We start from the raw sequence: 18703 nt of genomic DNA, 5'->3' as shown, positions 1-18703 counted from the left end.
ACCGTAACCGCCGCCGGCTGAGCGCAGCCCCCGCTGTCCACAGGAGCAGCAACGCGATGTTCACCTCCAGGTCGACGGGGCGACGCCCCGCGTGCGCTCGCCGTCCACCGCCCGCGATCACGGTGGGATCCTGCGGCGAAGTGCGCCGCCGGAGGTGGAATGAGTCGCGACGCGGTGGTGGCCTGGGTGGAGTCGCCGCTCCAGCTCGTGGGCGCAGCGGAGTGGGCCCACGCGCACGAGCGGACGGTTCCGGTCGCGGGACGACTCACGGCGCACATGGGCGAGACGGCCGACGAGCTCATCGCCCGCGGAGCCCGGTTCGGCGAGACCCAGCCGTATCTCGGCATCCCGTTCACGCTGCTGTCGCAGCACGACCACTGGCTCATCGGCGACGGCTTCTCGGGCCAGTTCCGGCTCGCCGTGACGCTCCTGCGGCCCAAGACCCTCACGTTCCTCGACGACGGCGCCAACACGCTCGCCTTCGCGAAGGCCCTCGTCGGCACGGTGCCCTATGCGCGGCCTGGAGTGGAGGAGGGCCGACTCACGACGGCGCTCGCGCCCGTCGCACTCGAGCGCACGCTGCGGCGGGGCTCCCGCGGGCGCGCCTGCCTGTTCACGGCCTTCGAGATCCCCGAGCGGGATCGGCTCACCGAGCACGGCGTCGCCGTGCAGCCCCACCGCTTCGAGTGGACGCGGGCGACGGCCCCCGAGGCGGCCGACATCGGACCGCGCGTCGTCATGGGCAGCGCGCGACCCGTCGACGGCCGCATGGCGCTCGCCGACTTCATCGCGTGGGTCGAGGCCGTCGCGGCGACGGGCCCCGTCACCTACCTGCCTCATCGCCGCGAGACTCCGGCCCAGCTCGACGCCGTGCGCGGCATCCGGAACGTCGCGATCTCGCCCGCACGCCTGCCCGCCGAGCTCGTGCTCGCCGGCGCGCGCGAGCCGCTCGAGATCTACACGCTGCCGTCGAGCACCGCGACGACGCTGCCTCTCGTCCTCGAGGGCACGGGATCGGTCATCCGGACGAAGCCCGGCCGGGCACGCACCAAGGGAGTCGCGTCATGAGCGAGGTCGTCGCGATCATCCCGGCGCGGGGCGGCTCGAAGGGCGTCCCGCGCAAGAACCTCCGTCGCGTCGGCGGCGTGCCGCTCGTCGCGCGCGCCATCGCGGCAGCCCGGGCGAGCGGCGCGATCGACCGCATCGTCGTCTCGACGGACGACGCCGAGATCGCAGCGGTCGCGCGCGAGTGGGACGCCGAGGTCGTCGAGCGACCGGCGGCGATCGCTGGCGACACGGCGAGCTCCGAGAGCGCGCTGCTGCACGCCGTCGACGCGCTCGCCGCGCGCGGCGTCGAGGTCGAGACGATCGCGTTCCTGCAGGCGACCTCGCCGTTCATCGATGCGGCGGCGCTCGCGGAGGGCGTCCGGGCCGTGCGCGAGCGGGTCTTCGACAGTGCCTTCTCGGCGATCGAGTCCTATGGGTTCGTGTGGGCCAGGGACGCCGCGTCCCACGCCATCGCGATCAACCACGACGCCGCACATCGCCCGCGGCGCCAGGACCGCGAGCCGCACTACCTCGAGACGGGGGCCTTCTACGTCTTGGACGCCGCCGAGTTCAAGCTCGCACGGCACCGCTTCTTCGGCCGGGTCGGCGTCATCGAGGTGCCCGACCACACCGCGATCGAGATCGACACGACCGCGGAGCTCGAGCGGGCGCGCGTGCTCGTGCGGCTCATCGACGCTCCCGAGTCGGTCGACGCGGATGCTGTCGTGACCGACTTCGACGGCGTCCACACCGATGACACGGTCCACGTCGACGAGACGGGCTATGAGTCGGTGCGCGTCAGCCGGTCCGACGGCATGGGCGTCGCGCTGCTGCGGAAGGCCGGCATCCCGATCCTCATCCTGTCGACCGAGACGAACCCGGTTGTCAGCGCGCGGGGCCGCAAGCTCGGCGTCGAGGTGCTCCAGGGCGTGGACGACAAGGCCGCGGCGCTCGCCGCGTGGGCCGAGCGCACCGGCATCCCCCTCTCGCGTATCGCGTACCTCGGCAACGACGTCAACGACCTGGGCTGCCTCGAGGTCGTCGGGTGGCCCGCCGCGGTGCCCGACGCGCATCCGCTCGTCCTCGCCGCCGCGCGCGTCGTCGTCGATCGGCCCGGCGGTGCGGGGGCCGTCCGCGCGCTCGCCGAGCGCGTCCTGGCCGCGCGCACCCCCGAGACCCTTTCCACCCCTGACCAGAGGAGTGCACGGTGACCGTCACGATCGGAACCCGCGTCATCGGAGGCGGACGCCCCGCCTACGTCATCGCCGAGATCGGCCTCAACCACAACGGCGACGTCGAGCTCGCCAAGCAGCTCATCGACGTCGCGGCGGACGCCGGTGCCGACGCGGTGAAGTTCCAGAAGCGCACGCCCGAGATCGCGACGCCCGAGCACATGCGCGACATGCTGCGCGAGACGCCGTGGGGCACCATGACGTACCTCGACTATCGCCGCCGCGTCGAGTTCGGCCGCGACGAGTACATCGAGATCTCGGACCACGCGCTCCTGCGCGGGCTCGAGTGGTTCGCGTCGCCGTGGGACGTGCCGTCGGTCGCGTTCCTCGAGGACCTCGGGGTCGTCGCGCACAAGGTCGCCTCGGCGTCGCTCACCGACGTCGAGCTGCTCGAGGCGCTCCGCGACACGGGCAAGCCCGTCATCCTCTCGACCGGCATGTCGACGATCGACCAGATCGACCGCGCGATCGACGTGCTCGGCACGGACCGGCTCGTCCTCATGCATGCGACCTCGACGTACCCGATGGAGCCGGACGAGGCGAATCTCCGCGTCATCCCGGCCCTCCGCGACCGCTACCCCGGCGTACCGGTCGGGTACTCAGGCCACGAGCGGGGCCTGCAGATCTCGCTCGCGGCGGTCGCGCTCGGCGCCGTCGCCGTCGAGCGGCACATCACGCTCGACCGCACGATGTGGGGCTCGGACCACGCCGCCTCGCTGGAGCCCGCGGGCCTGCAGCACCTCGTGCGCGACATCCGCGTCATCGAGGCCGCTCTCGGCGACGGCGTCAAGCGCGTGTTCCCCGGGGAGTTCGCTCCCATGGCGAAGCTGCGGCGCGTCCCCGCGTGACGCCGGCCCCGCGCCGCATCGTCGGCATCGCCGACACCGACTCGTACGTCAAGTGGGCCGCGGCGCTGCTCGGCGGGCTCTCGGGAGAGACGGATGCCGAGCTCCTCGTGCTCGAGACGCCCGTCGTCGTGAGCCCCGCGCAGCTGCGCTCGGCCGTCGCGGGGAGCGGCCTGGAGCGCGTGGCGCGTGTCGAGTACGACGAACTCGCGAGCCGGCTCGCGGCGCTGCGCCCCGACGTCGTGCTGATCGCCGCGCGCGGGCCGCTCGTGCGCGTCCTCGCACGGCTCGTCGCGGGGCTCGTGCCGCGGCCCGTCATCGTGTCGGGCCTCCCGGGCATCTCGATCCCCGCGACGCGCAAGGCGCTCGTCTACCGCACGCAGTGCGACCTCTTCGTCCTGCATTCGCGGCGCGAGGTGCGCGAGTTCGCCGCCCTCGCGCGCGAGCGGGGCATGCCGCAGCGCTTCGCGCTGACGCGGCTCCCGTTCGCCCAGGAGAGTCCGGAAGATCGGCTGACCCGTCCGACCTCGGCTGACGTGGAGAGCCGCGGTGACGCGATCGAGCCGACGGGCACCGACCTCGTCTTCGCGGCCCAGGCCATCGTCCCGCGTGAGCGTGAGGACCGGCTGCGGGTCGCGCGGCTGCTCGTGCGCGCGGCGGAGGCCGATCCATCCGGCCGCGTCGTGCTGAAGGTGCGCGGACGGACCGGCGAGCATCAGACGCACGTCGAGCACGACGCGCTGCCCGACCTCATCGCGTCGCTCGGGCCGCTGCCACCGAACCTCGTCACGTCGACGGCGCCCATGTCGAAGGCCCTCGACTCCGCGCACGGGCTCGTCACGGTCAGCTCGACGGCCGCCGTCGAGGCGATCGCGCGGGGCATCCCGGTCATCGCGCTCGACACGTTCGGTGTGACGCCCCGGCTCATCAACCTCGTCTTCGAGGACAGCGGCCTGTTCGGCAGCGAGGAGGACGTCGTCGCACGGCGGTTCCGGCATCCGTCCGCGTCGTGGCTGCGCGACAACTACTTCCATGAGCCGGCGGACGACGACCTGCCGCTCCTGCTGGCCGATCTCGTGGCGCGCCGCCGCGAGGGCCGGCTCGCACCCAAGCCGCCGCTCGCGCGTGCCGGCGGACGGTTCCGCGACGCGTGGGAGCGCAAACTCGTGCTCGGGCCGCACGACCACACGCCGAGCGGCTTCGCAGCGATGGCGATCGGGATGCCGCTCCGCGGCGTCGTGCGCATGGGACAGCGCGTGCGGCGGTGGGTGATCGGGCCGACGCCGGCTCAGCAGACGGCGACCTGAGCCTTCGGACGCGCTGCCGTCGCATCGCCGTGGTCTGCGTGGCCGACCGTAGGCTCGATGATCATGACCGCGCCCGCCGATCTCCTCCGCGAGAACCGACTCGCGACCGAGCACCGCCTCGCCGTGCTCGACGCCGAGATCGCCGAGCTGCGCCGCGGTCGCGCCGCGGAGTCCGCGGACGACGAGCACGACCCCGAGGGCGTCACGCTGTCGGGCGAGTGGTCCCGCCTCGAGGGGCTCCGCGCCGGGGCCGCGTCCGAGCTCGTCGACATCGACGCGGCGCAGGCGCGCGTCGAGCGCGGCACGTACGGCGTGTGCGTCGACTGCGGGCGCAGCATCCCGCCTGCCCGCCTCGAGGCGCGCCCGACCGCGACGCGCTGCGTCGACTGCGCCGCGAAGGCGGCCCGCTGATGTCGTTCGGGCAGGCGGCCTCGCGGCGCGACGGCTTTCCGCTCGTCGCGGCGGCGGACCCGTGCCCCTGCGGCAGTGGGGACCGATTCGACGGATGCTGTCGCCCGATCCTGCACGGCGACCCGGCGCCGACGGCCGAGCGCCTCATGCGCTCGCGCTACACGGCCTTCGTCGTGGGCGACGCGCGACATCTCGCCGCCTCGTGGCACCCGCGCACGCGGCCCGAGTCGGTCGACCTGGACCCGCGCCTGCGCTGGACGCGGCTCGAGATCGTCGCGGCGGAGGAGGCCAGGGATCGTGGGACCGTCGAGTTCCGCGCGCACTGGCGCGAAGGCCGCGACCAGGGCACGCTGCACGAACGCAGCCGGTTCGTCCGTCACGCTGGCCGGTGGTGGTACCTCGACGGAGACGTCGGATGAGCCTCCTCGACGCCATCGATTCGGGTCCCGTCGTGCTCGACGGGGGCCTCGGCACCCTCCTGGAGTCGCGCGGGAACGATCTGAGCTCATCGCTGTGGTCCGCCCAGCTGCTCCTGGACCGGCCGCGCGAGATCCGCGCGGCCCACGCGGAGTTCTTCGAGGCGGGCGCTCGCGTCGCGATCACGTCGTCGTACCAGGTCGGCTATGAAGCGCTCGAGGCCGAGGGGCTCGATGCCGAGGCCGTCGACCTGCTCCTCACACGCAGCGTGCTGCTCGCCCGGCACGCGCGTGATGACGCCGGGCTCGCCGGTCGGGCGTGGATCGCGGCATCCGTCGGACCGTACGGCGCCACCCTCGCCGACGGCAGCGAGTACACGGGCGACTACGGCCTGACGGTCGCCGAGCTGCGCTCGTGGCACCGTCGGCGCCTCCAGGCGCTCGCGGCGGCGGGTCCCGACATCCTCGCGATCGAGACGATTCCGTCGCTCGCCGAGGTCGAGGCGCTCACCGCCGAGCTCGAGGGACTCGGAACGCCCGCGTGGGTCAGCGTCACCGCGGCCGGCGGCGCCCTGCGCTCCGGTGATGCCCTCACCGACGCGTTCGCGGTCGCCGCGGCATCCCCGTACGTCGTCGCGGTCGGCGTGAACTGCTGCGATGCGAGCGAAGTGGGCGCGGCGCTCGAGGTCGCGGCATCCGTCACCGACAAGCCCCTCGTCGCGTACCCGAACAGCGGCGAGGCGTGGGACGCGCGGCGTCGCGCCTGGACGGGCCGAAGCGAGCCCCTCGAGGACCACGTCCGCTCCTGGGTCGCGGCGGGCGCGCGGCTCGTCGGCGGATGCTGTCGCGTCAGCCCCGCGGAGATCCGGGCCGTCGCGGCGGCGGTCGGCGACGCGTGACGGACCCCCTGGCGGCGGATTCCTGACGCGCTACGCTGACGAACACGCCGTCGGAAGGGGCATCCGTGGGTCTTCGCGAGCAGCTCCTGCGCCGGAAGCCGATCGTCCCGCCGACCCCTACGCCGGGCGGCCTCACACGGCGCATCGGCACGTTCCACCTCGCGATGCTCGGCGTCGGCGCGACGGTGGGCACCGGCATCTTCTTCGTCATGCACGAGGCGGTGCCGCTCGCCGGGCCGGCCGTCATCATCTCGTTCCTCCTCGCGGGCGTCGCCGCAGGGCTGTCGGCGCTCTGCTACGCCGAGATGGCCTCGGCGGTGCCGGTGTCGGGCTCGAGCTACTCCTACGCCTACGCGACGATGGGCGAGGCAGTCGCGATGGGGGTCGCGGCGTGCATCACCCTCGAGTACGGGGTGTCGACGGCGGCCGTGTCGGCGGGGTGGAGCGGCTACCTCAATCAGCTGCTCGACGACCTCTTCGGGTGGCGGATCCCGCCGGAGCTCAGCATGGCGCCCGCGCAGGGCGGGATCGTGAATCTGCCCGCGATGATCCTCGTGGCCGCCTGCGCCGTGCTGCTCATCCGCGGGACGCGGGAGTCGGCGATCGTCAACGCCGTCATGGTGCTCGTCAAGCTCGGCGTGCTCGTCATGTTCGGGGCGATCGCGTTCACGGCTTTCAACGCCGACTACTTCGCTGACTTCGCGCCGATGGGCGCTGCGGGCATCACGGCTGCCGCCGGAACGATCTTCTTCACGTTCATCGGCCTGGACACCGTCGCGACGGCCGGCGACGAGGTGAGCGACCCCCAGCGCTCGCTTCCGCGCGCGATCGTCATCGCGCTCATCATCGTCGTGGCGATCTACCTCTTCGTGGCGGTCGCGGCGCTCGGAACCCAGCCGTGGCAGGACTTCTCGGACCCCGCGCAGCAGGAGGCGGGGCTCGCCGTCATCCTGCAGGACGTCATCGGCGCGCCGTGGGGAGCGACGGTCCTCGCGGCGGGGGCCGTCATCTCGATCTTCTCCGTGACCCTCGTGACGCTGTTCGGGCAGACCCGCATCTTCTTCACGATCGGACGGGACGGACTGCTGCCGAAGGTCTTCGCGCGCGTCAACCCCCGCACCCACACGCCCGAGTTCACGACCATCGTCGTCGCGACCGCGGTCGGGCTGCTCGCGGGCTTCGTCCCGCTCGACGACCTGTGGGACCTCGTCTCGATCGGGACGCTCGTCGCCTTCATCGTCGTCTCGATCGCCGTCATGGTGCTGCGGCGCACGCGCCCCGACCTGCCGCGCTCGTTCCGCGTCCCGGGCTATCCGGTCGTGCCGATCCTCTCGGTCGCGGCGTGCGTCTACATCATGACGGGCCTGCCGTGGACCGCCTACGTCTGGTTCCTCGTGTGGCTCGCGGTCGTCCTCGCCTTCTACCTGCTGTGGGGCCGACATCACTCGACGCTCGGCGATCCGGTCGCCGAGGCGCGCGAGGAGGCGGGGGAGTAGCGACAGGTCGCTCGTTCGCGCCCGAGGGAATCCGCGCGGGCCTGCGCGTGTTCCAGCAGACATGAGCCCCGCACCCGTCGACGTCGTCGTGATCGGCGCCGGGCAGGCGGGGCTGTCCGCCGCGTACCACCTGCAGCGGCGCGGGTTCGCTCCGGCGGGCCGCGCCACCCCCGGCGACGACACCTACGTCGTGCTCGACGCGAACCACCGGCCCGGGGGAGCGTGGCAGCACCGCTGGCAGTCGCTGCGGATGGGCACGGTCAACGGCATCCACGAGCTGCCCGGATTCGCGGTGCCGCCCGCCGATCCGCGGGCGGCGAGCCGCGACATCCTCCCGGCGTACTTCGCCGAGTACGAGGCGCGGCTGGCGCTCGACGTGCAGCGCCCCGTGACCGTGCGAGCCGTCCGCCGCGCAGACGAGGATCCGGACGGCCGGCTGCTCGTCGAGACCGACGCGGGGACGTGGGCCGCCCGGTACGTCGTGAACGCGACCGGCACGTGGACGCGCCCGTTCTGGCCGCGGTACCCGGGCCAGGAGCGGTTCCGCGGTCGGCAGCTGCACGTCGGCGACTACGTCTCGGCCGACGAGTTCGCGGGCGAGCGCGTCGTCGTCGTCGGAGCCGGCGTGTCGGCGGTCCAGCTCCGCGACGAGATCTCGCACGTCGCCGACACCTTCTGGGTCACGCGACGCGACCCGGAATGGATCGAGGACGACTTCGACGTGCCGGCCCGCGTCGCGGCGATCGCGGGCGTCGAGGCGCGGGTACGCGAAGGGCTGCCGCCGGGGAGCGTCATCTCCGTCACGGGCATGCACTGGACGCCGTGGGCGCGCGCAGCACAGGCGCGCGGCGTGCTCGTGCGGCATCCCATGTTCGCCTCCATCGAGGCGGACGGAGTCCGGATGCCGGACGGCACGTTCGAGCCCGCCGACGTCATCCTGTGGGCCACGGGCTTCAGGCCCGCGCTCGACCACCTCTCGCCGCTGCGCCTGCGGACGCCGGAGGGCGGCATCCGGGTCGCGAACGGCCGCTCGATCGACGAGCCGCGACTCTTCCTCATCGGCTACGGGCCGTCCCAGTCGACGGTCGGCGCCAACCGCGCGGGGCGCGATGCCGTGCGGGCGATCGTCGCCGAGTGGGCCGATCGGGCCGAACGAGGTGGCACCGCGGAGCGGTCCGCAGCCTGAGCCCGGGCCGCAGCCTGAGCCCGGGCCGCACCTGGGCCCGGGCCGCACCTGCGCCCCTCGGCTCAGCCCGCGGCCCGCACGGCCGCGGCGACGTCGGCCGGCGACCCGTGCCAGGGTGCGCCGTGCCCCGGCAGCACCCAGGAGGCCCGGAGCCCCGCGATCCGGTCGAGGGAGCGGGATGCCGCGGCGGGGTCGTCCGTGAACGGTGCGGGCTGGAGCCCCTCGCGGCCCGTCAGGACGTGCCGCGTGGTCAGGGCGTCGCCCACGAACACGGCGTCGGCGCTCGGGATGTGCACCGCGATGCTCCCGGGCGAGTGGCCCGGCATCCCGATCACGACGGGCGAGCCGGGCAGGTCGAGCACGTCGCCGTTGTGGACCTCCACGACCTCGGACGGGTAGATCGCCCGCACGCCGTTCTTGCGCAGGGCGTAGGAGAAGAAGCCGAGCGTGGGACCGAGCTTCATGGGCCCCATCGGCGTCTTGGGCTTCTCGCCCGTGAGAGCACGGTGGGCGTCTGCCGCGTGGACGTAGACGGGCACGCCGTGCTCACGCCGGAGCCTCTCGGCGAAGCCGATGTGGTCGCTGTCGCCGTGCGTCAGGACGAGTCCGCGGATGTCGGCGGGTGACTTGCCGAGGGTCTCGAGCTCGCGCATGAGGTCGTGCCAGTGCCCCGGCAGGCCGGCGTCGATGAGCGTGATGCCCTCGTCCGTGTCCACGAGGTAGGACGCGACGATGTCGTTGCCGAGGCGGCGGAGGTGCGGTCCGAGCTGCATGTCAGGCTCCTTCGGAATGCTTGTCATGGCTACGATACGTAGCTATCATGGCTAATGTCAATAGCCATGGAGGTCCGATGCCCACGCCGGAACGCACGTCGCTCGCCGAGATCGTCCTCGCCGGGCAGGAGCTCCTCGAGGATGGCGGGCCTTCCGGCCTCACGATGCAGAGCGTCGCAGAGCGCGTCGGCGTGCGGGCGCCGTCGCTCTACAAGCGTGTGCGGGACCGCGAGGCGCTCGTCTCCGCCGTGGCCGCCGCGACCCTGGACGACCTCACGGCCCGGCTCGAGGCATCCGACGGCTCGCTCGAAGGGCTCGCCCGCGCATACCGGGCGTTCGCGCACGACCGACCCGAGGGCTTTCGTCTCGTCTTCACCTCGGCGCCGCCGCGCGAGGCGCTGGACAGATCGTCGGCCGCGATCCTGCGCAGCGTCCGGCCGTTCGTCGACGAGGAGCACGCTCTCGAGGCGGCGCGCCTCGTGACGGCGTGGGCGACGGGATTCCTGCAGATGGAGCTCGCGGGGGCGTTCCGCCTCGGCGGCGACCTCGACGACGCGTTCGCCTTCGGGCTCGCGACGCTGCGGCGGGGGCTCGAGCGGCACTGACGCGCGTCAGGCGGCGAGCTTGTCGAGCGTCTCCTGCATGCGGTCGAGCTTCGCCTCGAGCGTGCGGATGTGGCGCACCTGCGCGGCATCCCGCTCCTCGTCGTGCTGTTCGACCCGCTCGACGATCCACGACGCGAGGGTCGCCGTCACGACGCCGAGGAGCGCGATGCCGCCGATCATGAGGCCCACGGCGATCGCGCGTCCCGCGGCCGTGACGGGCGAGACGTCGCCGTAGCCCACCGTCGTGATCGTGACGAACGCCCACCAGAGCGCGTCGCCGAACGTCGTGATCGTCGAGCCGGGCGCGTCCCGCTCGGCGTCGAGGACCGCGAGCGCCGCGACGAAGACGAGCAGGCTCGCAGCTCCCGCGGCGTATACCGAGATCCGGCCGCGGATCGCATACCCCGCCGTGCGCTGCAGCACGGCGAGGAGGGTCACGAGCCGCAGGATGCGCAGCGGCCGCAGCATCGGGAGGATGACGATCGCGAGGTCGAAGAGGTGCGTGTAGAACCACCGCCACCGGCGCTCGCGCTCGACGAGCAGCAGGTTCGCGACGTAGTCGACGACGAACGCGCCCCACGTGACCCACAGGATGAGCTCGGCGAACTGGTCGGCGGGCCCCGACAGGTCGGCGATGACCTGCCACGCGTAGGCGGCGAGGAAGAGGATCGACGCGATGATGAGCGGCCACTCGGTGAGCTGCCGCCAGCGTTCCTGAGTCATGCGCATGACACTAGGGCTCGCGCCGCCTCCACAGCCACGCCCCAGCCGGGCCGGCGCCGGGCAGCTCAGTCGTCGCTCGAGTGCAGCCGGCGGCGAGCGGACAGGAGCGTGATCTCGGGATGCTCGAGCACGATCCCCTCGGCGCGGTCGAGCACGTGGCGGACATGCGCCGGATCGCCCGACACGACCGCGACCGCGATCGCCGTGCGCCGGTGCAGGTCCTGCAGTCCCGTCTCGGCGACGGAGCCCTCCGTGTGCCGCCGCAGCTCCGCGACGAGCGGGCGCACGATGTGCCGCTTCTCCTTGAGAGAGTGCACGTCGCCCAGCAGGATGTCGAACTCGATCCAGCCCACCCACATGCATCCATCGTCGCCTACTGTGTGCCCATGGAGCCCCGCCCCGAGCCGATGATCGTGCACGCCGTCGCGCTGCTGCACGAGCGGGGACTTCAGGGTGTGCGCATCCGCGCGAACTTCTATGCGACGGGTCACTGGCGCTGCCGCGTCTTCGTCGCAGCGCCGGGCGACGATCGCGACATCGAACGCGACAGGCTCCTCGCCTACACGAACGGCCGCGGCTTCGACGTCTTCGGCGACGGGCGGACCGAATGGGATGCCGCGTCCCTCGCCGACGCCCTCGAAGGGCTCGCCCTCCCATACGCGCACGCCCGGCGCGCCGACCCCGCCTACGTCGCATGGCTGCGTGAGGTGCGCGAGCGGACGGGCGGAGGCCACCTCTCGATGTACGAGGACGCGTACACGCCCGAGCAGGACTGGCCCGCACGCGGGCTCGTCCAGCTCCTCCCGACGCCGGAGGCGAGGCGGGCCCACGAGGGCGCCGAGTGGACGATCGGACTCCCGCCGGCGCCGTGACGCGCCGGCGGGGGAGCGCCGAGATTGCGCGAACGACCGCCGCCATCGAGTCGGACCGGTCGTCTGCGCAATCTCGACCGGATGCGGGACCTGTCCGGCGGTCTCCGCGCAACCCCTTCCGCCCGACGCGCGGTCGCGGCCTAGCCTGAGGGAACGCGACGGAAGGGACCTCACATGGCGCGCATCCTGATCTTCGGCGGACACGGCAAGGTCGCCCTCCTGCTCGAGCCGCTGCTCGTCGCACGCGGCGACACCGTGACCGCCGTCATCCGCAATCCCGAGCACGAGCGCGAGGTCGCCGACACGGGGGCGACGCCGCTCGTCGCCGACGTCGAGACGTTCGACCTCGACCAGCTCACGAACCTCGTGTCGGGAAACGACGCCGTCGTATGGTCGGCGGGCGCGGGCGGCGGCAACCCGTCGCGCACGTACGCCGTCGACCGCGACGCTGCGATCCGGTCGATGGATGCCGCAGCCGCCGCGGACGTCCGCCGCTACGTCATGGTGTCGTGGGTGGGGTCGAAGCCCGACCACGGCGTCCCGGAGGACAGCTCCTTCCACCCGTACGCGGATGCGAAGCTCGCGGCGGACGACCACCTGCGCGCGAGCGGACTGGACTGGACGATCCTCGGACCCGGCACCCTCACGCTCGAGCCCGCGACGGGTCGCATCGCACTCGACCCCGCCGGTTCCGGCGAGGTCCCGCGCGCGGACGTCGCGGCCGTCATCGCCGCCGCGCTCGACGACCCCGCCGCCACGATCGGCCGCACGATCCGCTTCGGCAGGGGCGACGAGCCGATCGCCGACGCCCTCCGCGGCCTCGCGGGCTGATCGCGTCGACGAGCCGCGGCATCCCCGACCGCCCATAGGCTCGAGGAATGCTCGCAACCGTCATCCACGCCGCCCGGGACATCCGTGTCGAGGAAGTCCCCGATCCCGTCCTCTCGACCGGGGCCGACGCCGTCGTGCGCGTCGTCGCGGCCTGCGTGTGCGGCTCGGACCTCTGGCCCTACCGGGGCGTCACGCCGACGCGCGAGCCGCATCGCATCGGCCATGAGTTCGTCGGTGTCGTCGAGGAGGTCGGCCCCGAAGTGCGGGAGGTCGCACCCGGCGACTTCGTCATCGCTCCGTTCTACGTGTGCGACGGCACGTGCGCGAACTGCCGGAACGGCGTCAGCACGTCGTGCCTCGCGGGCGGCTGGTGGGGGAGCGACGACCGGTTCGGCGGCTTCGCCGACGGCGGCCAGGGCGAGCGCGTGCGCGTGCCGCTCGCCGACGGGACGCTCGCGGTCGTGCCGGGTCCCGTCGCCGACGACGAGGTCCCGGGGCTGCTCACGCTGAGCGACGTCATGGGCACGGGACACCACGCCGCGGTCTCGGCAGGCGTCGGCCCCGGCGACTCGGTCGCAGTCGTGGGCGACGGCGCCGTCGGCCTGTGCGCCGTCATCGCGGCCAAGCGCCTGGGTGCGACGACGATCATCGCGATGTCGCGCCACCCGCAGCGCCAGGCGCTCGCGCGCGGGTTCGGCGCGACCCACGTCGTGGAGGAACGGGGGGATGCCGGCATCGCGCGTGTGCAGGAGCTCACTGGCGGCATCGGCGCAGACCGGGTCCTCGAGTGCGTCGGCACGAAGGAGTCGATGGACCAGGCGCTGCGCTCCACGCGCCCCGGCGGGATGGTCGGCTACGTCGGCGCGCCCAACGGCGGGCCTGAGCTGCCCGTCCGCCCCATGTTCAACCGGAACGTCGGCGTCAACGGCGGCGTCGCCCCCGTCCGCGGGTACATCGAGGAGCTTCTGCCCGATGTCCGCTCGGGCGCGATCCGGCCCGGCCGGGTCTTCGACCTCGAGCTGCCGCTGCGCGAGGCAGCTGAGGCCTACGCCGCGATGGACGAGCGCCGCGCGGTCAAGGTGCTCCTCCGTCCCTGACCTGATGCCCTCTCGCGATGACGCCTCAGCCGCCGATCGCCTGATAGCTGGTGAAGAGCGGGGCGATGCACGGGCCCACGAGCAGGATCCAGCCCGCGGCGAAGATGATCAGGATGCCGGCGGCGCCCGGGCGTGCCCTCTTGAAGAAGAGCATCACGACGGCGGCGATGGGCACGAGGAGCATCGTGACGGCGAAGCCGATGAGCGGCCCCGTCGAACTGCCGGTGTTGTAGGCGGCGAGCAGCACGGCGATCGCGGCGATCATGCTCAGCACGAAGGCGCCGACGCCCACGAGGAGTCCCGCCCAGACGGGGAAGCGGGACTGCATGGAGGGGGTCCCGGGTGGAGGCGCCGCGCCCCAGTCCGGGGGAGACGTCGGGCCGCCGTACCCGGGTGGGGGCGGGCCGGCGTAGGCCTGAGGCGGCGGGCCGGCGTAGGGCGGCGGCGGGGTCGCGCCTCCCGGCGGCGGGGTCCCGCCCCTCGGCGGCGGCCAGGACTCGGGTGCGCCCGGCGGAGTCGCGGCGCCTGCGGCGCCGGAATCCTCCGGGGCAGCGGGCTCCGGCTCGTCGTCAGGCCGGTCGGGCGACTCGTTCACGGGCGGCCATCCTCTCTGGGTGGGTGTATGCGCCGCGCGAGGCCTGGACGGCGATGCGGGCGAGGAGCAGCGGAATCGTCACGAGCAGGAAGAGCTGAGGACGCGTGAGCCCCGCCCACACGACCTCGTTCCCGCGCACGAATTCGACGAGGAAGCGGAAGATCGCGTACGCGGCGATGTAGAGGGTCAGGGTCTCGCCCGACGCGATCGGCCGGTGGCGCAGCCATAGCCACAGCAGGGCGAACGCGACCGCGTGGAACGCGATCTCGTAGACGAAGCTCGGGTGCAGCGGCACGCCGGCCGGCGAGCCGACGCGGGCGGCGGCATCCTGATCCAGCACGATGCCCCAGCCGGCGCCCGTCGGGGTTCCGGGCTTCTCGGTGAGGAGGCACCCGATCCTGCCGATCGCGAGACCCGCCGCGACGGCGGGCGCGAAGAGGTCACCCGTGCGGGGGCGGTAGCGCACGATGCGCTTGGCGACATGCACGCCGAGCCACGCGCCGACGAGGGCGCTCAGCATCGACGCGTGGCCGTAGGCGAGCTGCTCGAAGACGTTGAGGTTGCGGCTCGGATCGATGTGCTGGGCCCACGTTCCCAGGCGCATGAAGATCGCGGCACCGGCGACCGCGCCGAGCACGATGTAGACCATGCGCTCGTCGGTCTGGCCGCGCCGGCGGGACTCGACGAGGAAGATCAGGCCCGCGACCGCCATCCCGAGCCCCACGAACGCCGAATGCGTGTCGAAGGGGATCGGGATGCCGAGCTCGGCGAGCGTGGGGAACACGTCATGCCCACCACTGGATCCACAGCGCCGCCCAGAACGGTATCGCGACGGCGGCCCCGACGGCGATGACGATGAGGTAGGCCAGGACGAGCCGCGTGTCGCCGAGCTTGCACCGCGATCGGAGCAGTCCCTCGCGTCGGGCCTTCGCATACCCGGCGATCGCCAGCGACGCGAAGCCCAGCAGCGCGACGGGGCCGAGCACCACCGCGAGCAGTGCGACGGTCGTGTAGATGCACAGCCGCAGGGGATCGAACGGCGGAGGGGGATCGGCGACCGACGGGTCGTGCTGGTTGAGGTGGCCGAAGTCGGACGTGCTCATGTCGCCACCACCGTGAGCGGGAGCTCGCGCCGGCCCGTCGCCGTCGAGATCCGCCGCCGGGCGAGCGGAGCCCACGCCTGCACGGCGCAGAACGGCGCGCACTGATGCGCGTCGGTCGTCTCGTTGACGGTCGCGACGTGCACGCAGCACTGCGTGAGGCGCTCCTCGATCATCGTGTTGATGTCCATGAAGGGCTTGACCGTGATCCGCAGCACGCGCTCGCCCATCATCTTCCGCAGACGCTGGTGCTGGCCGGGCAGGGTCGAGGTCGCGAGGGCCGTCAGCGTCCCGATGCCCAGATCGCAGTTCTGGCAGATGTCGCGCCAGATCGACGACATCGACGGATGCGACAGCGACGACTGCTCGCTCAGGAGGTCCAGGAGCGACCCCTTGACGGCGTCGCGCAGGGCCTTGTTGATCGACGTGTCGGCGATGCGGTTCGCGAGGAGGTCCGGCTCGAGGTCGAGGAACTCCTTGAGCCGGTCGTGGCCGATGAGCGACGTGAGCGACTTCCACTCGCCGGCGTCGTCGCGCAGCAGGTAGCCGACCGAGCAGCAGTGCGGGTGGCTGCACGGCAGCGCCGTGAGGTCCTTCCACGTCACCTCGCCGTCCGTCTGCGGACCGAGCCGCGTCAGCACACCCGTGTGCGTCAGCCGATCGTCCGGATCGATGCCGGCCGACCGCCCCGAGCCGAAGACGGGCTGGATCGTGACCCCGCCGACGTACGGCGTCCGCATCGCGCGGCGGATCACGGCGCCGATCTCACCGTCGTTGACGCCGAGCGCCGCCGTCATCGTGAGGGTCATGAAGACGCCCGCCTCGGACAGTCGCTCGACGGCGCGCTGCTTGAACCGGCGGATGTCGGCTCCGCGATGGAACCGGGATGCCTCGGCGCTCTCGCCGTCGTACTGCAGGTAGATCTCGACCCGCTCGCGATGGCGCCGCAGCGTCTCGACGAACGCGTCGTCCTGCGCGATGCGCAGCCCGTTGGAGTTGATCAGGATCCGCACGATGGGGCGCGTCACGAGGTGGTCGAGGAGCTGCTCGAGCCACGGGTACAGCGTCGGCTCGCCGCCCGAGAGCATGAGCACGTCGATGCGCCCGTTCTCCTTCGCGAGGCGCGCGTCGACCGACGCGAGCACTTCGGCCAGCGGGGCGACGGCCGTCGCGGCGGGGCCGGACTCGGCGAAGCACGTGGGGCAGCGGAGATTGCAGTGGTCGGTGAGGTCCTCGAGGAGGATGCACGTGTGCTGCGTCTGCATCTGCGGGAGGCCGTCCTCATACGCCGAGGGCACCGGCTTGAAGTTGCCGACGATGTCGGGTCCGTGCACCTTGGTCGGCGCCGTCCACTGCTCGAGGTACGACAGGATCTCGGGAGACTCGTCGTACAGCGTCCGGATCAGGCCGTGGTCGGGGCATCCCCTTTCCAGCCACACGCGTTCATCGCGGACCGCGAGCCAGCCCGAGAGCCGGCGCACGTCCGAGAGCGGGCGGTCGGGGTCCTCCTCGTGGCAGCGCGGGCAGAAGGCGTTGACGTAGCGGTGGATGCGGTAGTCGCGCAGCGGCATGCCGGCGCCTGCCGTGACGGTCACGCGCGCTCCGCCGCGCGGGCGAGGGGGAGGGTCATGGGCGGCTCCTGGGTCGCGTTCGTCTGGGTCCACCGTGGAGTCGTTCCCGCCCCGTGTCAATGAGGCTCGCGCCGCGGACTGTGCGGTACAACTGCAGGAGCGCGTTCTGGGGGGATCGCGCGCAGCCGCATACCCGAAAGGATCCCCTCGCCGTGAAGGTCGTCAAGCGCATCGTCATCGGGCTCGTCATCGCGTTCGCCGTCTTCTACCTCGTGACGCGCCCTCAGGATGCCGCCAACGCCGTGCAGGGCGTCATCGGCGCCATCTGGGGCGCGGGCGCGGCGGTCGTCGACTTCTTCGCGGCGCTCGTAAGCGGCTGACCTTGTTCGATCCGCGGATCGACAAGCACCTCATCGCCGATCAGGGCGAGCTGGTGATCGACGAGGTGCACAAGCACTGGGCCGCGCACGTCGGCGCCGTGCTCGAGCTCTGCGGCGGACTCGTCGTCCTCGCACTCTCGGTCCTTGTCCCCGCGCAGGCGTGGTGGCTGCCCTTCACCGCGGGCGCGGCCATCGCGGCGCACGCGGGCTGGCGCATCCTCGAGCGGAGGATGGACCGATTCGTCATCACGAACATGCGCGTGTTCCGCGTGCACGGCATCCTGTCCCAGCGGATCGCGACGATGCCGCTCGCCCGCATCCTGGACATCTCGGTGCACAAGCCGTTCATCGGCCGCATCTTCGGCTACGGCCACTTCGTCTTCGAGTCCGCGGCGCAGGAGCAGGGGCTCCGCGAGATCCGGTTCGTCGGCGACCCCGATCGCCGGGGCCTCACGATCCAGCGGGTCATCCAGCAGGCGGGGCTGCGGGGGTCGGTGCCGGGCCAGCCGTTCCCTGTCGCCGCTCAGCCCGCCCCGCCTCCGCCCGACCTCCCGGCCGTGCCCGCGAGCGAGGCCGCCGAGGCGTGGGCGACGCAGCCTCACGTGCGCCTCGCGCCGCCTCAGCGCGAGCCCGGGCCGAAGACGGGCTGGGACTGGCTCGCCGACGCGCAGCAGCGCGAGCACGCGCACCTGGCGCGGCTCCGCGGCGAGGATCCGGGGGAAGGACCCGCGCCCTTCGACCCGGATGGCACGCCGACCTCGCCGATCCCGCTGCCCCGCTGAGTCAGGGCTGCCGAGCGCGCAGGGCAGCCGCGGCCTCGCGCGGCGGCCGGTCCAGGAGCCGCTCCTCGTAGAGGAGGTCCCACCCGCTCGCGGACCGCGTCGCGCGCAGGCTCTCGGCGGAGTGCATCCCCGGCGCTGCCTGCGTCAGCGCGTCGTACGAGCGCAGGCGGATGCCGAGGGCCGTGGGCGTCGCGCCGATCCGGTCGACGTCGCGCCACGGCACCCGCGCGCGGCCTTCCAGCCGGATCCCGTCGTCGTCGGCCTGGACGAGCGTGCTGCGGCGGAACTGGCCGACGAGCGAGAACCCGCCGCCGACGCCGAAGAGCCCCACGGCTGCTGCCCCGACGATGATGTTGAGCGTCTCGGTCGGAGCGACGAGCCATACGACGACTCCCATCGCCGTGATGACCGCGCAGAAGACGGCCAGACCGATGAGGCGTCCGCGCGGCGTCACGATCCGGAGGGGCGGTGCGGGGGTGCTCACGATCCCCGAGCCTAAGCCGCTCGGGAACATCGTGGTCGCCCCGCGCGTTCT

Annotated in this window: 23 protein-coding genes; 15 read left to right on the top strand and 8 right to left on the bottom strand. The window is 72.7% G+C overall.

Translation table 11 applies throughout. The annotated features are described in order from the left end of the window. The first annotated feature begins 159 nt into the window (after positions 1–159). The 9 genes from ABZ477_RS16865 (at position 160) to ABZ477_RS16825 (ending at position 8839) form a co-directional block, all read left to right on the top strand. Complete coding sequence (locus ABZ477_RS16865) at positions 160–1068, top strand: hypothetical protein (protein WP_360135546.1); 909 nt, start codon at positions 160–162, stop codon at positions 1066–1068. Further along, complete coding sequence (locus ABZ477_RS16860; protein ID WP_360135544.1) at positions 1065–2258, top strand: acylneuraminate cytidylyltransferase; 1194 nt, start codon at positions 1065–1067, stop codon at positions 2256–2258. The genes ABZ477_RS16865 and ABZ477_RS16860 overlap by 4 nt, the downstream gene beginning before the upstream one ends. Beyond that, complete coding sequence (locus ABZ477_RS16855; protein ID WP_360135542.1) at positions 2255–3127, top strand: N-acetylneuraminate synthase family protein; 873 nt, start codon at positions 2255–2257, stop codon at positions 3125–3127. Before ABZ477_RS16860 ends, ABZ477_RS16855 begins: the two co-directional genes overlap by 4 nt. Further along, a complete protein-coding gene (locus tag ABZ477_RS16850; RefSeq protein ID WP_360135540.1) occupies positions 3124–4431 on the top strand; it encodes a DUF6716 putative glycosyltransferase in 1308 nt (435 codons plus the stop codon). The genes ABZ477_RS16855 and ABZ477_RS16850 overlap by 4 nt, the downstream gene beginning before the upstream one ends. 63 nt (positions 4432–4494) lie before the next feature. Beyond that, entirely contained in the window at positions 4495–4842 is a 348-nt protein-coding gene (locus ABZ477_RS16845) for a TraR/DksA family transcriptional regulator (protein WP_360135538.1), read from the top strand. After that, a complete protein-coding gene (locus ABZ477_RS16840) occupies positions 4842–5261 on the top strand; it encodes a YchJ family metal-binding protein (protein WP_360135536.1) in 420 nt (139 codons plus the stop codon). Before ABZ477_RS16845 ends, ABZ477_RS16840 begins: the two co-directional genes overlap by 1 nt. Further along, entirely contained in the window at positions 5258–6157 is a 900-nt protein-coding gene (gene mmuM / locus ABZ477_RS16835; RefSeq protein WP_360135534.1) for a homocysteine S-methyltransferase, read from the top strand. The genes ABZ477_RS16840 and mmuM overlap by 4 nt, the downstream gene beginning before the upstream one ends. Positions 6158–6222: 65 nt before the next feature. Further along, positions 6223–7653 carry an amino acid permease gene (locus ABZ477_RS16830; RefSeq protein ID WP_360135532.1) on the top strand — a complete coding sequence of 477 codons (1431 nt, stop codon included), beginning with the start codon at positions 6223–6225 and terminating at the stop codon, positions 7651–7653. Positions 7654–7714: 61 nt separating this feature from the next. Continuing rightward, positions 7715–8839 (top strand): NAD(P)-binding domain-containing protein, encoded by a 1125-nt coding sequence (locus ABZ477_RS16825; RefSeq protein ID WP_360135530.1) that lies wholly within the window; start codon positions 7715–7717, stop codon positions 8837–8839. 62 nt (positions 8840–8901) lie between these two features. On the opposite strand, the gene ABZ477_RS16820 is transcribed toward ABZ477_RS16825, so the two are convergent. Then, entirely contained in the window at positions 8902–9612 is a 711-nt protein-coding gene (locus ABZ477_RS16820) for an MBL fold metallo-hydrolase (RefSeq protein WP_360135528.1), read from the bottom strand. Positions 9613–9689: 77 nt separating this feature from the next. On the opposite strand from ABZ477_RS16820, the gene ABZ477_RS16815 reads away from it, so the two are divergent. Further along, positions 9690–10217 (top strand): WHG domain-containing protein, encoded by a 528-nt coding sequence (locus tag ABZ477_RS16815; protein WP_360135526.1) that lies wholly within the window; start codon positions 9690–9692, stop codon positions 10215–10217. Between the two features lie 6 nt (positions 10218–10223). Here ABZ477_RS16815 and ABZ477_RS16810 read toward each other — a convergent pair whose 3' ends face one another. Together ABZ477_RS16810 and ABZ477_RS16805 are read right to left on the bottom strand one after the other, a co-directional pair. Continuing rightward, positions 10224–10940: an ion channel gene (locus tag ABZ477_RS16810; protein ID WP_360135524.1), complete on the bottom strand. Its 717-nt coding sequence runs from the start codon at positions 10938–10940 to the stop codon at positions 10224–10226. Between the two features lie 65 nt (positions 10941–11005). Then, the gene (locus tag ABZ477_RS16805) at positions 11006–11299 is read right to left on the bottom strand and encodes a DUF503 domain-containing protein (RefSeq protein ID WP_360135522.1); all 294 of its coding nucleotides are present in this window, start codon (positions 11297–11299) and stop codon (positions 11006–11008) included. Between the two features lie 27 nt (positions 11300–11326). Here ABZ477_RS16805 and ABZ477_RS16800 point away from each other — a divergent pair, with 27 nt between their 5' ends. The 3 genes from ABZ477_RS16800 to ABZ477_RS16790 all read left to right on the top strand — a co-directional run bounded on the left by ABZ477_RS16800 (position 11327) and on the right by ABZ477_RS16790 (position 13740). Then, the gene (locus tag ABZ477_RS16800) at positions 11327–11812 is read left to right on the top strand and encodes a hypothetical protein (protein WP_360135520.1); all 486 of its coding nucleotides are present in this window, start codon (positions 11327–11329) and stop codon (positions 11810–11812) included. A gap of 174 nt (positions 11813–11986) precedes the next feature. After that, the gene (locus ABZ477_RS16795) at positions 11987–12643 is read left to right on the top strand and encodes an SDR family oxidoreductase (RefSeq protein WP_360135518.1); all 657 of its coding nucleotides are present in this window, start codon (positions 11987–11989) and stop codon (positions 12641–12643) included. A 47-nt stretch (positions 12644–12690) separates the two neighbouring features. Then, positions 12691–13740, top strand: a complete 1050-nt coding sequence (locus ABZ477_RS16790) for a zinc-dependent alcohol dehydrogenase family protein (RefSeq protein WP_360135516.1) — start codon at positions 12691–12693, stop codon at positions 13738–13740. 25 nt (positions 13741–13765) lie between these two features. Here the strand turns inward: ABZ477_RS16790 and ABZ477_RS16785 are convergent, their stop codons facing one another. Genes ABZ477_RS16785 through ABZ477_RS16770 form a run of 4 tightly spaced genes read right to left on the bottom strand, consistent with a single transcriptional unit; the run spans position 13766 to position 17006 of the window. Further along, complete coding sequence (locus tag ABZ477_RS16785; protein ID WP_360135514.1) at positions 13766–14335, bottom strand: hypothetical protein; 570 nt, start codon at positions 14333–14335, stop codon at positions 13766–13768. Then, complete coding sequence (locus tag ABZ477_RS16780; protein WP_360135512.1) at positions 14310–15119, bottom strand: prolipoprotein diacylglyceryl transferase family protein; 810 nt, start codon at positions 15117–15119, stop codon at positions 14310–14312. Before ABZ477_RS16780 ends, ABZ477_RS16785 begins: the two co-directional genes overlap by 26 nt. A gap of 1 nt (position 15120) precedes the next feature. Then, positions 15121–15438: a hypothetical protein gene (locus ABZ477_RS16775; protein WP_360135510.1), complete on the bottom strand. Its 318-nt coding sequence runs from the start codon at positions 15436–15438 to the stop codon at positions 15121–15123. Next, on the bottom strand, positions 15435–17006 hold the full coding sequence (locus tag ABZ477_RS16770; protein ID WP_360135703.1) for a radical SAM protein: 1572 nt from the start codon (positions 17004–17006) through the stop codon (positions 15435–15437). The genes ABZ477_RS16775 and ABZ477_RS16770 overlap by 4 nt, the downstream gene beginning before the upstream one ends. A 212-nt stretch (positions 17007–17218) precedes the next feature. Between ABZ477_RS16770 and ABZ477_RS16765 the strand changes: the two genes are divergently transcribed. Further along, positions 17219–17386 (top strand): hypothetical protein, encoded by a 168-nt coding sequence (locus tag ABZ477_RS16765; protein WP_360135508.1) that lies wholly within the window; start codon positions 17219–17221, stop codon positions 17384–17386. A gap of 2 nt (positions 17387–17388) precedes the next feature. Then, positions 17389–18168, top strand: a complete 780-nt coding sequence (locus ABZ477_RS16760) for a PH domain-containing protein (RefSeq protein WP_360135506.1) — start codon at positions 17389–17391, stop codon at positions 18166–18168. 1 nt (position 18169) lies between these two features. Here ABZ477_RS16760 and ABZ477_RS16755 read toward each other — a convergent pair whose 3' ends face one another. Then, positions 18170–18652 carry a hypothetical protein gene (locus tag ABZ477_RS16755; protein WP_360135504.1) on the bottom strand — a complete coding sequence of 161 codons (483 nt, stop codon included), beginning with the start codon at positions 18650–18652 and terminating at the stop codon, positions 18170–18172. Between the last annotated feature and the right edge of the window lie 51 nt (positions 18653–18703).

The organism is Microbacterium sp. NPDC019599 (assembly GCF_040632175.1).
Classification (GTDB): Bacteria; Actinomycetota; Actinomycetes; order Actinomycetales; family Microbacteriaceae; genus Microbacterium.
Note: the sequence above shows the minus strand (reverse complement) of the source record. Positions and strands in the feature narration are given on the sequence as shown.